This is a genomic window from Vibrio campbellii CAIM 519 = NBRC 15631 = ATCC 25920, assembly GCF_002163755.1.
Taxonomy (GTDB): Bacteria; Pseudomonadota; Gammaproteobacteria; order Enterobacterales; family Vibrionaceae; genus Vibrio; species Vibrio campbellii.
On sequence record NZ_CP015864.1, the window covers coordinates 1,493,579 to 1,508,132 of the forward strand.

The following is a 14,554-nucleotide window of genomic DNA, read 5'->3' on the forward strand; positions in this document are numbered from 1 at the left end:
CAAAAATATAAGTTACAGCGGGAGACGCGACAACATTTTGATATGGGAAATGAGAGCTAGATAAGTCGCCAGTACGCAAGCGCGCACTGGCTTTCATATCGGGGATTTAGAATGTCGCAAGCGATTTTTCACTCAGTGCATCAAATAGGTGAATCGCATCCAAATCCAAGTACAGAGTCAGCGTATCCACATCTACTTCTGCCGCTTGTGTTTCAACCATAAGCGGCTGACCTGCGATTTCTGTTTTCAGTAGGATACTCGCGCCCAATAGCTCCTTGTCTTTGATTTTGACTGGGAACGGCAACACGCGGTCGTGGTCGACTTGTTCGGAACGCAAATGGATGTCGGTAGGACGAACACCAAAGTGCAGCGCTAAATTCTTCGATGCGTGTGCTTTGAAACGCTCTGGCAGAGGAATACGAACATCACCCAGTTCGACTTCCCAATTGCCCTCTTCACCAATCAGCTTGGCGTCCAACATGTTCATCGATGGGTTACCAATGAACTGCGCCACAAACTTGTTTGCCGGACGTTGGAACACTTCTGTCGGTGTGCCGACTTGAGCCACGTAACCGTCTTTAAGAATCACGATGCGGTCTGCCAATGTCATCGCTTCAATCTGATCATGAGTCACATAAATCGTGGTGGTTTTCAGCTCACGATGCAGCTGCTTGATCTCCTCACGCATCACGCCACGCAGTTTGGCATCCAGATTCGATAATGGCTCATCAAATAAGAACACCTTAGGCGTGCGAACCATGGCACGCCCCATGGCAACACGTTGGCGTTGACCACCAGACAACTCTTTTGGTTTGCGATCCAACAGTGCATCCAGTTCAAGCATCTTCGCCGCTTTACGCACTTCTACGTCGATTTGGTCTTTTGGCATGCCTTTCAGTTTGAGTGCAAAAGCGATGTTCTCGTATACCGTCATATGTGGGTAAAGCGCGTAGCTTTGGAACACCATGGCAAGATCGCGGTCTTTGGCATCGATTTTGTTCATCAACTTATCGCCAACGTAAATCTCACCGCCAGTGACGCTTTCCAAGCCCGCCAGCATGCGTAGCGTAGTCGACTTACCGCAGCCCGATGGACCAAGGAAAACCACAAACTCACCATCTTGCACCGTGAAGTCGAAGTGTTTCACGACCTCGACATCATCGTAGGATTTCTTGATGTTTTTGAATTCGACTTTTGCCATTACTAGTTCTCCTCTGCTCGGTCCAGCAGCATGTTACGGTAAGCAATTGCGCTCGCTTTCAGGGTGCGCTTTTGCGTTTGGTAATCCACGTGAACAATGCCAAAACGCTGCTTATAACCGTAAGCCCACTCGAAGTTATCCATTAAGCTCCAAGCGAAGTAACCATCCACATTCACACCTGCTTTAATCGCAGCATCCAAAGCAACTAGGTGCTGCTGGAAGTAACGCACGCGCTGCTCATCATTCACTTCGCCATCAATGCAATGGTCATCACCTGCTGCGCCGTTTTCAGTGATGTAAAGTGGTGGTAAGTTCGGGTAACGGTCATTCAAACGCAGAAGCAAATCTGTCAGTGCTTGCGGGTGAATCTCCCAACCAATGAACGTGTGCTCTTGCTCTGGTTGAGGTACCGTTTCAATATCGCCATGTTCGTTGTAGCGCACCACACAACGGGTATAAAAGTTAATGCCGATAAAGTCCAAATCCGTCTGGATGATGTCGAGATCTCCTTCCAGAATCATTGGCATGTTGTGCGATTGGCGCTTTACCACAAGCTGCGGATATTCGCCTTTTAATACCGGGTCCATAAACCAGTGGTAACCTTCCGCATCGCTGTACTCTGCCGCACCGATATCTGCCTCGCCATATGGGTAAGCAGGTGTCGCATTGAACACACAACCGTGCATCGCATTTGGTGCGTTCTTGCGCATGTGTGGAATCGCCAGACCATGTGCCAGCATCAAGTGGTGCGCAGACAAGAAACCTTCACGCTCGCCTTTAAGGCCAGGAGCATGTTCACCCCAACGGTAGCCCAGATAAGCAGAGCAGAACGGTTCGTTCAATGTCGCGTATGAATCAATCTTATCACCGAAGTAAGCACTAACTACCTTCGCGTATTCCTCAAACTTGTAAGCCGTTTCTCGGTTTAGCCAACCGCCTTTGTCTTCTAGGTATTGCGGTAGATCCCAATGGTAAAGCGTAACGAAAACCTTCAAACCGCGAGCGTGACACTCATCGATGATTTGCTCGTAAAACTTCAAACCTTCTTCATTCACTTTGCCATCTTCAGGGATGATGCGCGGCCACGCCATCGATAGACGGTAAGCGCCCACACCCAAACCTTGAATCATCTCAATGTCTTGCTTCCACAAATGGAAGTGATCACATGCCACGTCGCCATTATCTGCGTTATCAACTGCGCCTGGCTTATTGCAAAACGTGTCCCAAATCGAAGGCGTACGACCACCTAGCTGAGCACCGCCCTCAATCTGATAAGAAGAGGTTGCGACACCAAATAAGAACTCTGGGCTACGTAATTTTGAATCTTGTGGTAGTTGGAATTTATTCATTGTTATAAAACCTTTTGTTTCGCTTAGCCCTTGACGGCACCAGAGGTCAAGCCGCTGATCATCTGTTTTGAGGCAAACAAGTAAGTAATCACTAACGGTAAAATGGAGATGGTGGTTCCGAGCATCACCGCTCCCCACGGCGTATTCGGAATGCCCTGCACGCTTCGCAGTGCCTGCGTAATCACGTAGTTTTCTGGCGTTGTCAGTACCACAAGTGGCTGCATGAACATGTTCCAGAAGAAAACAAACTGCACGATTGCTAGGGTTGCGAGCGCCGGTTTCATCAGTGGCAATACCACGCTCCAGTAAGTTCTAAATTCACCCGCGCCATCGAGCTTCGCCGCTTCTAACAGCTCTTTCGGAATCGATGCCACCACGTGCTGACGCATCAAGAAGATGCCAAATGGCGTGGTGGTGAACGGTAACCAAACCGCAAGGTGGTTATCGAGCAAGCCGAGGAATTTCACGATCATGAAGTACGGGATCAAGCTCAGTACAGGTGGAATCATCATCGAGCCAACCAGCATGCCAAATAGCACGTTTTTGCCCTTGAACTTGTACACCGCAAACGCGTAACCGCCCATGCTACAAAACAGCAGTGAAATCGTGGTGCCAAGGAAAGCAATGTGGATGGAGTTAAACATCGCCTGCCAAAACGGCATGATTTCCAGTAGCTTTGCGTAGTTCACCGCAAGGCTGTCACCAATCGCAAAGCTGATGCCTGTGCCGAAGATTTCAGTACGGTCACGCGTCGATAGCAACGCCGACCAAATGAACGGGAACACAGTCATGATGGCAGACACCACCAACACAGTGCCGAGCATCACCATCAGTATCTTGGTAAAGATCTCGATGCTGCGATCGCTAGGACGCCAACGCTGCGCCGCAGGTAAAGTGTTAGTACTCATCTTATTGCTCCCCTAGACCTTTCTTACCGAAGAAGAAGAATTGAACCGCTGTACAGCCTGCAATCAAGGTAAAGAGCAGCCATGAAATTGCTGACGCTGTACCCATTTCTAACCATTCCCAACCCACTTTGTAGAGGTACATAGAGATGGTTAAGCCAGACTGACCCGTACCACCAGTACCGCGCGTCAGAACAAATGGTTCTTCAAACAACTGCAAGTTACCGATGATGGTCATGGTGACCGCAAAGAAGATGAATGGACGAATCATTGGTAGTGAAATGCTCCAGAATCGACGCCATGCGTTTGCGCCGTCCATACGAGCCGCTTCTAGGATGTCTTTCGGAATCGTCATCAAGCCAGTGGTGTAAAGCACGATGTTGAAACCGGTGTATTTCCAGAACACCATGATGGCGATGGAAGGCTTAACCATGGTCGCGTCATCTAACCAACGGATTGGCTGGAAGTCGTTCACCCAAGAGAATGCCCAACCAAACAAGGTGCTGTCTGCCAGTGCCATCAAGCTTTGGTTGATGATGCCCGAGTTTGGTGAGTACATATTGAAGAAGATAAGCGACGCTGCCACCGTAGATGTGATGAACGGTAGGAAGTAAGCCGACGTTAACCAGTGGCGGAGACGGTCACCCAAAGACACCAAAATGTACGCCACAGGCAGAGCAATCAAGTGCTGCGCCACGCCTGATGTGATCGCTAGCCAAAGTGTGTTCTTCAATGAGCGCCACAGCCACGGGTCTGTCAGTGCAATGTGGTAGTTTTCGAACCCCACATAGTCCATAGCGCCCAAACCCTCGACTGGGTTCCACTCATGAAAAGAAAGAAAAATAGAAAACAGCAACGGAAAAATTCCGAACACTGAAAAGATGATCAAAAACGGCAATAGGAATCCATACGGTGTAAGCGCTTTCAAATTCAGACGAGAAAAAATGCTCTTACTTTCTGGAGTTTCCATAACCTTGCTCGCTGCATGATTCATAGTAACGACCTCTTACCCAGAAGGGGGACATGCCCCCTTCCTGCCTTAAGTATTGGCAAAAATTACAGATTACGCGTACGACGCTTGATCATGCGCTCTGCTTCTTTAAGCGCAGTCTTAATGTCTTTACCTTCATCCAACACTTCCATCAGTGCATTCTCTAGGATGATAGAACGAGCAACGTGATCGCCTTTCGCTGGTGCCACTGGCTTGATGTTCTGCGCCACTTCAGCAAACAATAGACGCGCTTGCTGACCACCTAGGAATTCGATTTTCTCTTCGAACATTGGGTCGTCGTAAATCGTGGTGTTAGCAGGGAATGCTGCAATGGTTTCGAAGTGTTTAAGCTGAATATCACGCTTGGTTGTCATGTATTCGATCAGCTTCCAAGCTTCATCTTGGTGTTTAGATTGGGTTGGAATCGATAGGAATGAGCCGCCCCAGCTTCCGTAAATACCATCAGGAAGGTTAGACACGCCCCAGCTGCCTGCTGTTTCTGGCGCAATCCAGTTGTTTAGGTGGCCAAGTAGCCAAGCACCAGAAAGCTGAGTCGCGAATGTGCCGTTACGGAAGCCTTCGTACCATTCGTTTGACCACGCTAGAATGCGACCATCCAAGCCTTTGTCACGGATCTCTTTTGCCACTTCGAACGCGTGCACAAAACGCTCAGAAGTCACGACTGGGTTGCCGTCTTTGTCGAAGTACAGACCTTCACCTTCAGGAACTGTGGTGAAGATGATCGCTTGTGCCACATCCGCAGCTGAAGCGATTAGTTGAACATTTTGCTGCTTAAGTTTTTCACCTGCCGCAATGTAAGAATCCCAATCTTTGATCGCTTCGTTAACATCAATGCCCGCTTTTTCGAAAATGTCTGTGCGGTAGTACATAACACCAGGACCGAGATCGACAGGCATGCCGTAAACATCACCGTCGGCACCTTTGCCTTGCGCCCATGCATAAGGCGCAAAGCTTTCTGCGTACTTATCAGCGCCATAATGCTCAGACAGATTGACTAAGCCGCCCGAGGCAACGAATGGACCAATTTTTTCTACATCAACAACAATCACATCCCCTGCGCCAGAGCCCGTCGCTAAGTTGGTTGTCAGCTTCGTATGGTGGTCACCGTGGTTGTTCATTAGGTAATCAACCTTAATGCCAGTCTCTTTCTCGAAATCTGGCAACAGCACTTTCAAGCTGCTATCGAAGTCAGGAAAACCATCGAAGCGGATTTTAGTTTCATCGGCAGCGTTTACCGTTGCAGCAAAACCGAGTGCAGCCGTCATGGCAAACGTCAAAGTTTTGAGTTTCATGTTATTGTCCTTAATTATTGTTCTAGAGAGAATTGAGTTCCTTGACCGAACTTCTTGGCACTAGGGTAGGAGTGAGTTTGAAGTTCACATCACGTTTGTTCTTGTTCAGCGCTTGGATGACAAGTTGTACCGCCTCTGCGCTCATCTGTTCTATCGGGAAGTTAACCGTGGTAAGGGCTGGTGTGAGATAGCGAGCAAACAAGATGTCATCAAATCCTACGAGAGAGATTTGTTCTGGCACTTGCATGCCCTCTGCCTTCAAGACTTCATAAGCACCAAACGCCATGTGATCATTACAAGCAAACACTGCGGTGAAACCGCTTTCACGTTTAAGCAATTTTCTCATTGCACTGATGCCAGATTCTTCTGTAAAACCGGCCTCGGACACCAACGCTTCGTCATACGCAATTTCCGCTTCTTCAAGAGCCTTGCGGTAACCTTGTAGACGCCCCCGTGCGTCAGATCTGTCCAGAGGTCCGGTAATACATGCAATGTTACGATGCCCCATTCGCAACAAGTATTCGGTTGCCATTCGGCCACCAAATTCGTTATCGATCTCGATACAGCTATGAGCCATTTCAGGGATGTATCGGTTAACCAACACCACCGGAATCCCTTTGTTATCGAGGTCGATCAGATAATCATCAGAAAGGCTTTGTGTGTGCAGAATCATCGCATCAACACGGCGACCAAGCAGAAACTCTACCGATTCTCGCTGGCTTTGGTCGGTGTTCGATCCCGCCGTCACTATCACGTGGTAACCCATGCGGCGTAAGCGCTCTTCAATGCTATGTAAGATGCCCGAATAAAATGGACCACCTAGTTCAGGAACGATAATGCCAATACTGCCCGTACGGCTTGAGGCTAATGCCTGTGCAATAGAGTTTGGACGATATCCTAACTCTTTGATTGCTTTTTCGACTTTAAGCTTTTTGTCGTGGCTAACGCGGCAAGTACCGTTAATGACTCTAGAAACGGTCGCTTGAGAAACACCCGCGTATTCAGATACATCTTTAATCGTCACCACAAGAAACCTCTTCTACCTGAGCCTCAAGATTCAATTCTGCTTCGAGATAACTTGCTCGAAACCGCTTTCATGGCAGCTAGTATTTCTGATCTACCTAGTGGTTATCGTGAGAGAACTCACACCGAAACCCCTTTAAATTCGGGTAATCTCAGAAAGAATGAGGCAGTTGGCAGTTTCGTTTTATGCCATGAAACTGTTTCATGAGTTGGTTGATACACGCTCAAATAAAACCAAGCAAAGGCAATGATTTCACAACTCTTTAATATCGATTCATGAATCAAAAATAACGCGTAAGAAACAAAAAAAGAGCCGCAAATACGGCTCAAAATAGGGTTAAGAATAGATAATTTGGCGCTCAATTGGCTGCAATGAGCGCCATGGCTAAAAAGAGAAAGTTAAGAGTGTAGTTTGAGATGGCTTACCACCAAGCTTCCCACATCGCGCCTAGGCTAACCGTATCTTGCTTAGGATCGTTGTTCGTTGCTTTGTTATCTACTTCACCAACTGTTGCGTAGAAGCGCAGCATTGGACGAGCACTCGCCCCCCAGTCAAACGCGATGTTTTGAGATAGCGTCACTTTCCAACCTGTGTTGTCGTCGTCAGAACGTGCGTAATCAACCATTTGGTAACCCGCTTCTAGCCACGTTGAGTGCACATCATTCCAGAAGTACATCGGGCGTACGATCGCACTGTAATTAGTGCGCTCGTCTTTCAAAGCATTTGAGTCGTCAATTGAGTAATCGTGGTACGCCAATAGGTATTCAACCGCAGCACTCTCACCGATGTCAGCATTGCCTTCGAAACTCGCGTAGGTGGTTGTTAAGCCTTTTGTTTTCCAGAATACACCGTTGTCGGCATTGTCAGAGTAACGCAACACTAAGCGGTTTGAGCCACTGTTATTTGCACGAGAAACAACCGCACCCAATTGATAGGCGTCAATGTGTTCAGAGCTTTCAATGGCCTCAGAATCAAAACCATAGTTCGCGTAAAGTGCTAAATCAGCAAAGCCCATATCAATGCCGTGCAACCTAGAAGTGAATGCATATACGCCGCTGTCACCAGTTCCTGCGCCACCCGTACATGTGATAGAAGGGTTCGCTCCCTCAGTGATTTCAGGACTACAACTGTCAACCGAACCCACCACACCGAAATCAAGTTTAACCGAGCCAAGTTCAAAATTGTTGATACCACCGCCTTGGCCATCATGCATCATCCAGAAGTAGTCATTTATGCCTTGTTGTGGACGCTGATGGAAATCACGGCCAGCCCAAATGTAAGCGTTTGGCTGACTCTCTAGTACATTCGTGACACCTGCATAAGCCTTTTTCAAGTTCACCTCGTCGCCCCAGTGATCAAGCATCACCACAACATCCCAGATTGCGCCACTGTCATTCTTAAATACTTTTGCTAACTGGAATTCACCGCCATTGCCTTCATTACCCAAACGACCAATTGCCGATGATCCGTTGAACGAACCATCCACCATTACGTACTTCTCATCGTCAGCTTGATAATGTGCGCCATAACGCGCATAACCAGAGAAAACAACGCCAAGTGGAATCTCGATTTCTGAAGTAAGAACAGCAGGTTGCTGGTTGTCCACATAAGTTGGGTTAATACGATTTTCCAACTCCTGAATGCGTTTTTCTAATGCCTCCACATCGGCATCAGCAGCAAAAGTAGGTAAAGAAGCAAGCGAAGCGGCCACCGCAAGAGAGAGAGGTAAAACTTTAAAGCTTTTCATTTGATATCCCTAAAATTTGTATTTGTTGTTATCCCGAAAGGAATATTAAGGAATGAAAGCATTGAAAAGCCGCTACGGCTTCACACCACAATGGTTAGGAAAATGAAATGAAACAACGCATGAAACAAAAAGGGATTTTTACTCATTAAAAACATAAAGATAGAGAATCATGATTTTCTTAACACGATTTGAAATCGCTTTCATTTCACAGAATTTCTTAATTGCTATCACGTTAATTCGTCCTAAGAACATGCTGTTCAATCACAAAAAAATGAAACGTTTCATGATTCTGAAATATTTCATAACTCGTAAATTTCTTACAAGTTCAACAACTCACATAAATAACAAACATGCTTCATATCACAAATAAGGACTTTGCTATTCCATCTAATAATTAATTACGACCTAGAATAAGTATCAGATAAGTCTAAAGTAGGGATACATAATGTCGAAATTGGCCGGAGCACGCCTAGAGGAAATGGCTGATATCCGATCGACAAGAAAGAGGAAGATCGTTTTTCTCTGTTCTAGCATCGCCACTGCATTTCTAGCCTATGGCTCTGTACTGCACTATCTTGAGGGCAACTGGGGGCTTAGTTTACTCATGGGTACATGTGCGGTGGCATGTTTAGCAATCAGCTATCTGATCAAAGTACGTGGCCACCACCAATACGCCGATTTGTTGCTCACAGCCGTATTGATGTTCGATGGGCTTTTGCTGCTCTTATATGGTGATGCGCCGTCCGGTCGATTACTTTGGCTCTATCCTATTGTGGCTGCCATCATCTTGATTAACGAGTTCAAGGTCGGTCTGCTGTTTAGCGCGACATATTCTCTCATCATCTTTTTCGATTTGACCTTTTTAGAGAGTGTACCCACCGCCAGTGAAATGACCGAGCGCCGCTTTATGTTCACCCTTGTGGCCATTTGTTTTGTCTGCCATACCTTCTCTTACTACTACTCCAAGGTCGTGAACTACATCCAAACGCTTTATCGTGAAGGCATTGAGGAACTGGCATACCTAGACCAATTAACGGGGCTCGCTAACCGTTGGAGCTTTGAGACTTGGGCGCGCGCGAAACTGGAAGAGCTAGATCAAAGTCAAAATAACACGGTCACAGCATTGGTTTTCCTTGATATTGATAACTTTAAGCACATCAATGACAACTACGGTCATGATGTGGGCGATCGCGTTTTAAAACATTTTGCGACTCGCTTAAAAAGCAATATTCGCAACAAAGACCGAAAGACGGACAAACACGACTATTCGATCGCTCGCTTTGCGGGAGATGAGTTTGTGTTAATGCTTTACGATGTGCGCTGCAAAAAGGACCTAGATAATATCCTTGATCGTATCGTAAACCTGTTTAATAAAGGCTATCAGACGGAAGACAATATCAATGAGTTGACCATGAGTGTAGGAGCTGCAATTTATGGCCAAGATGCTAAGGATTTATCTGAGCTCACACGCTGTGCAGACAAAGCCATGTACGCAGCAAAGCATACTGGCAAAAACCAGTATGCGTATTACGAACATTGCTCAAATGCAGAAGAGCTGCGCCATCAAAGGCATTCGTTGGTTGGCGGAATGGGTAATGTGACTTCATTACAGCGAGATGCCAGCTTGTAAGAGTGAATCACTCAAACATGGCTTAGGAATACATATACATCGCCCATAAACCGACAAGCAAAAACGTGATAAGCCAGATCACTTGGCCAATTTTTCTTGGTTTATCATCTCGTGGGACAAGAATGGGCTTAAGTGCGCGCTCTTTCATCTTTCCAACTAAGCTGCTTTCAATGGCTCGCTTATAAAAAGCACGGCGCTTTTGAGCCGCATTAGCCACTTTAGTAAAGCGATGTCTTTGCTCTGTTGTAAACTCCGTCGCCTCATAGCGAGGAGGGAGATCTGAATGTTTACGTTGTACTGCCATCACTTCCTCCTTGAACGATGGGTGTGCCTACCCTAAGTATATACAAAAGTTAACGGCCTGTTGCTAATAACCTTTGATTCTGAATAACATGCATAAAAAAACCACCCGAAGGTGGCTTTCATTTCAATTCGATTTATTGCTTATAGGTACTCACACAAGTACGCGGTTGCATCTTTTACTTGCAGCTCGAACGATGAATTTCCTTCTACTTCGAAGAACTCATCAGTGTTGTAAGTGACCCAGTCAACCTCGCCAGCTTTCTTAACGATCAATGCACCTTTGACCACACTCATACGCTCTGGCGCTTGAGTGCCAAACGTGTATTCACCTGGCAACATTACCCCAACGCTGACATCCTGCCCTTGTTGGTTAAAACCTAGCGACTTAACGCCACCAGCAAAATAACTGTTTTCCTTAATACTCATTATTGGTTTCCTTATCAAAAATCAGCTCTTTTTTACCCTGTTTCGGTTTGCGACTCAAGCATCTAAATTGACCTTTACTGAAAAGCTAACTTATCAATAACTGTGTTTCGGAATGTAAAAGTGGATATCAGATCATAGTTTCACCGTATTAAATACGAGATTGTTTGTTTTTGCGGCTCAAGCTTCTCACCATAATGGAAAAGGAAAGTAAGCAGGTATCATGACTAACACCACAGGCCGTAAGCGCAAGCAGAAACCGGAATCGCAACCCTCATTTTGGGCTCGTCATCAGTTCAAAATCATCAAAGGAGGTTTTGCTCTGTTTGGGTGCGCGTTGTTTGGCGTGATCAGTTATCTACTTTATGCCTCTTATTTGGATTACATCGATCGCGATAAAATCTATGGCGAATGGATTGAAATTGGTGCCCCACCTTATCAAACCGAGCACCTTTCTTTTACTTCCAACGGGGTCTTTCGCAATCACCGTTTGATCGCCACTCAATTTGAGTTTGATGGTAAAGTCATCACTCTGAACACAGGCTTGGGTAAAACCGAGTATCAGTTGTCAGGCTCTCACCTCTCACCACAAATACGCCGTATTGAACCTCGCTTTCCCGATCAGAGATTTATTCTCAAAGGCTTCGAGCACACAGTTCAAGGCTCAGAAACTGGGGCGGCTTCCAGACGTCGTGCCGCACTAAGTGAACACTTCGGCCGCAAGTAGCCTTTTATCCATCACTCCTCTTCTGTATACAAAACAAACACTTTTTGTCGTAACCAACTCTATTACAAAGTAAAAGTTTAATTTCACTCGCAAAATAACGAGTGTGAACTGAGTAAGCAATTAATTAAGTACATGCAAAATATTTATAAAATATTGGCTCAATATTGAATTTTCACTGCAAATTTATGTTTCTTGTAGTGAGATTTAGGTAACACGGTCGAAAGTTGATTTATTTTTTTTTGAAAAAAAATAAGCCTCTGAAATGCTCAAGGGGATGCTTTTGCACAGTGTGTGAATTGGTTGTCTTTTCTGTCGCAGGAGCAGCTTATGTTCGTTAATGAACATGAATTCAAGGATTGAGAGAGAAGTTATGATTCGATTTAACCTATGTGCAGCTGGGGTTGCCCTAGCACTATCTGGCGCTGCAAATGCGGCTCCAACCGCACCAAGTATCGATATGTACGGTTCCGACAACCTGCAGTTTTCTAAAATTGAGTTGGCAATGGAAACCACATCTGGCTACAACGACATGGTTAAGTACCATGAGCTAGCTAAGATCAACGTGAAATTTAATCAGTGGAGTGGCACTTCTGGCGACACTTACAACATCTACTTTGATGGCGTAAAAGTGGCAACAGGCCCTATCACTGGTAGCCAAACAACGGCATCGTTTGAATACGGCCAAGGTGGCTTGTACCAAATGGAAATCGAAGCGTGTGACGCAACTGGTTGTGCTAAGAGCGCACCTGCAGAGATCACTATCGCGGATACTGACGGTTCTCACTTACCGCCTCTAACCATGAATATTGACCCAAACAACAAAACCTACAACACAGACCCAAGTGTCGTGATGGGTACTTACTTTGTTGAATGGGGTATCTACGGCCGTAATTACACGGTTGATAACATGCCTGTCGACAACTTGACTCACATCCTTTACGGCTTTATCCCAATCTGTGGTCCAAACGAGTCGGTGAAATCAGTTGGTGGTAACAGCTTCAACGCTCTACAAACCGCCTGTCGCGGTGTGAATGACTACGAAGTGGTTATCCATGACCCATGGGCAGCGTACCAGAAGAGCTTTGCTCAAGCTGGTCACGAATACAGCACACCGATCAAGGGTAACTACGCAATGCTGATGGCATTGAAGCAACGTAACCCAGATCTAAAAATCATTCCATCTATCGGCGGTTGGACACTTTCTGACCCATTCTACGACTTCGTTGATAAGAAAAACCGTGACACATTTGTCGCGTCAGTTAAGAAATTCCTGAAAACGTGGAAGTTCTACGACGGTGTAGATATTGACTGGGAATTCCCTGGTGGCGGCGGTGCTGCAGCAGATAAAGGCGACCCAGTGAACGATGGCCCAGCTTACATCGCGTTGATGCGTGAACTGCGTGCAATGCTGGATGACCTAGAAGCGGAAACAGGTCGTACATACGAGCTAACTTCAGCAATTGGCGTTGGTTACGACAAAATTGAAGACGTTGATTACGCAGATGCTGTGCAGTACATGGACTACATCTTCGCGATGACTTACGACTTCTACGGCGGTTGGAACAACGTTCCTGGTCACCAAACAGCACTTTACTGTGGCTCATTCATGCGTCCTGGTCAGTGTGATGGTAGCGGCGTTGATGAAAACGGCGAACCGCACAAAGGCCCAGCTTACACGGCTGACAACGGCATCCAACTTCTACTCGCGCAAGGCGTTCCTGCGAACAAACTGGTCCTAGGTACTGCAATGTACGGTCGTGGTTGGGAAGGCGTAACACCAGATACGCTGACGGATCCAAACGACCCAATGACAGGTACTGCGACAGGTAAACTGAAAGGCAGCACGACTCAAGGCGTTTGGGAAGATGGCGTGATTGACTACAAAGGTATTAAGTCATTCATGCTAGGTGCGAACAACGCTGGCATCAACGGCTTCGAATACGGTTACGACGAGCTAGCAGAAGCACCTTGGGTGTGGAACCGTTCAACGGGTGAACTGATTACATTTGACGATCACCGCTCTGTATTGGCAAAAGGTAACTACGCGAAATCTCTGGGTCTAGCTGGTCTATTCTCTTGGGAAATTGATGCAGATAACGGCGACATCCTTAACGCAATGCACGAAGGCATTGCTGGTGGTGTGGTTGTTCCACCAAACCGCAAACCAACGGCAGCAGCTGGTGCAGACCAAGCAGTAACAGGTCCTGCAAGTGTTGTTCTTGATGGTAGCAACTCAACTGATTCTGATGGCACAATCGCAAGCTACGCTTGGGAGCAAGTATCAGGTACTGCAGTAGTTCTATCTGGCGCGAACACTGCGACAGCAAGCTTTGATGTAGCGGAAGTGACTGCAGAAGAGCAGCTAACGTTCAAACTAACAGTAACCGATGACAAAGGCGCAACCGCTTCTGATCTCGTTGTAGTAACGGTTAAGCCTGCTGGTGTGATTGATCCACCAAACACAGCGCCAGTTGCAAAAGTTTCTGCACCTGCAACAGCGAAAGCTGGTGACGTAGTTGTGATTGATGCTTCTGCTTCTAGCGACGCTGACAACGACACGCTAACGTTTGATTGGACGCTACCTCAAGGTCTAAACGCAACGGTTAACGGTGCGAAAGTGACGTTCACAGCAGCAGAATACCCACAAGACACAAGCCTAAGCTTCACTGTTAGCGTAAGCGATGGTCAGGCAGCGTCTTCAGCAAGTGCAACCGTTGTTGTATCTAAGCACAGCACAGGTGGTGGCACTTGTACTAACGAATGGGATGCAACGGCTATTTACACAGGCGGAGACCAAGTAACGCACGCAGGTAAAACTTGGGAAGCGAAGTGGTGGACACAAGGTCAAGATCCTAGCAAGTCTGGCGAATGGGGTGTTTGGAAAGAAGTTGGCCCAGCTAACTGTAACTGAGCACTGCTAAGGTGTTGTGATTCAACATCA

General features: G+C 46.7%; 12 protein-coding genes. 3 read left to right on the top strand and 9 right to left on the bottom strand.

Annotated features, from left to right (window positions below; all coding sequences use genetic code 11):
• Positions 1-106 precede the first annotated feature (106 nt).
• The 7 genes from A8140_RS22980 to A8140_RS23010 all read right to left on the bottom strand — a co-directional run bounded on the left by A8140_RS22980 (position 107) and on the right by A8140_RS23010 (position 8,530).
• The gene (locus A8140_RS22980; RefSeq protein ID WP_005531180.1) at positions 107-1,201 is read right to left on the bottom strand and encodes an ABC transporter ATP-binding protein; all 1,095 of its coding nucleotides are present in this window, start codon (positions 1,199-1,201) and stop codon (positions 107-109) included.
• Between the two features lie 2 nt (positions 1,202-1,203).
• The gene (locus A8140_RS22985; protein WP_005531181.1) at positions 1,204-2,550 is read right to left on the bottom strand and encodes a GH1 family beta-glucosidase; all 1,347 of its coding nucleotides are present in this window, start codon (positions 2,548-2,550) and stop codon (positions 1,204-1,206) included.
• 23 nt (positions 2,551-2,573) lie between these two features.
• A complete protein-coding gene (locus A8140_RS22990; protein ID WP_005531182.1) occupies positions 2,574-3,458 on the bottom strand; it encodes a carbohydrate ABC transporter permease in 885 nt (294 codons plus the stop codon).
• Position 3,459: 1 nt separating this feature from the next.
• The gene (locus tag A8140_RS22995; protein WP_005531183.1) at positions 3,460-4,449 is read right to left on the bottom strand and encodes a carbohydrate ABC transporter permease; all 990 of its coding nucleotides are present in this window, start codon (positions 4,447-4,449) and stop codon (positions 3,460-3,462) included.
• Between the two features lie 62 nt (positions 4,450-4,511).
• Positions 4,512-5,759, bottom strand: coding sequence for an ABC transporter substrate-binding protein (locus A8140_RS23000; protein ID WP_005531184.1), 1,248 nt, complete (start codon positions 5,757-5,759; stop codon positions 4,512-4,514).
• Positions 5,760-5,781: 22 nt separating this feature from the next.
• Positions 5,782-6,786, bottom strand: coding sequence for a LacI family DNA-binding transcriptional regulator (locus tag A8140_RS23005; RefSeq protein ID WP_005531185.1), 1,005 nt, complete (start codon positions 6,784-6,786; stop codon positions 5,782-5,784).
• Positions 6,787-7,204: 418 nt separating this feature from the next.
• Positions 7,205-8,530: a carbohydrate porin gene (locus tag A8140_RS23010; protein ID WP_005531186.1), complete on the bottom strand. Its 1,326-nt coding sequence runs from the start codon at positions 8,528-8,530 to the stop codon at positions 7,205-7,207.
• A 445-nt stretch (positions 8,531-8,975) separates the two neighbouring features.
• Here A8140_RS23010 and A8140_RS23015 point away from each other — a divergent pair, with 445 nt between their 5' ends.
• The gene (locus A8140_RS23015; RefSeq protein ID WP_033000101.1) at positions 8,976-10,160 is read left to right on the top strand and encodes a GGDEF domain-containing protein; all 1,185 of its coding nucleotides are present in this window, start codon (positions 8,976-8,978) and stop codon (positions 10,158-10,160) included.
• A 22-nt stretch (positions 10,161-10,182) separates the two neighbouring features.
• Here A8140_RS23015 and A8140_RS23020 read toward each other — a convergent pair whose 3' ends face one another.
• Together A8140_RS23020 and ppnP are read right to left on the bottom strand one after the other, a co-directional pair.
• Positions 10,183-10,464: a hypothetical protein gene (locus A8140_RS23020; RefSeq protein ID WP_005531195.1), complete on the bottom strand. Its 282-nt coding sequence runs from the start codon at positions 10,462-10,464 to the stop codon at positions 10,183-10,185.
• A gap of 140 nt (positions 10,465-10,604) precedes the next feature.
• Positions 10,605-10,889 (bottom strand): pyrimidine/purine nucleoside phosphorylase, encoded by a 285-nt coding sequence (ppnP, locus tag A8140_RS23025; protein ID WP_005531197.1) that lies wholly within the window; start codon positions 10,887-10,889, stop codon positions 10,605-10,607.
• 220 nt (positions 10,890-11,109) lie between these two features.
• Here ppnP and A8140_RS23030 point away from each other — a divergent pair, with 220 nt between their 5' ends.
• Together A8140_RS23030 and A8140_RS23035 are read left to right on the top strand one after the other, a co-directional pair.
• Positions 11,110-11,613 carry a DUF2850 domain-containing protein gene (locus tag A8140_RS23030; RefSeq protein WP_005531199.1) on the top strand — a complete coding sequence of 168 codons (504 nt, stop codon included), beginning with the start codon at positions 11,110-11,112 and terminating at the stop codon, positions 11,611-11,613.
• 370 nt (positions 11,614-11,983) lie between these two features.
• Complete coding sequence (locus A8140_RS23035; RefSeq protein WP_005531201.1) at positions 11,984-14,524, top strand: glycosyl hydrolase family 18 protein; 2,541 nt, start codon at positions 11,984-11,986, stop codon at positions 14,522-14,524.
• Positions 14,525-14,554 lie beyond the last annotated feature (30 nt).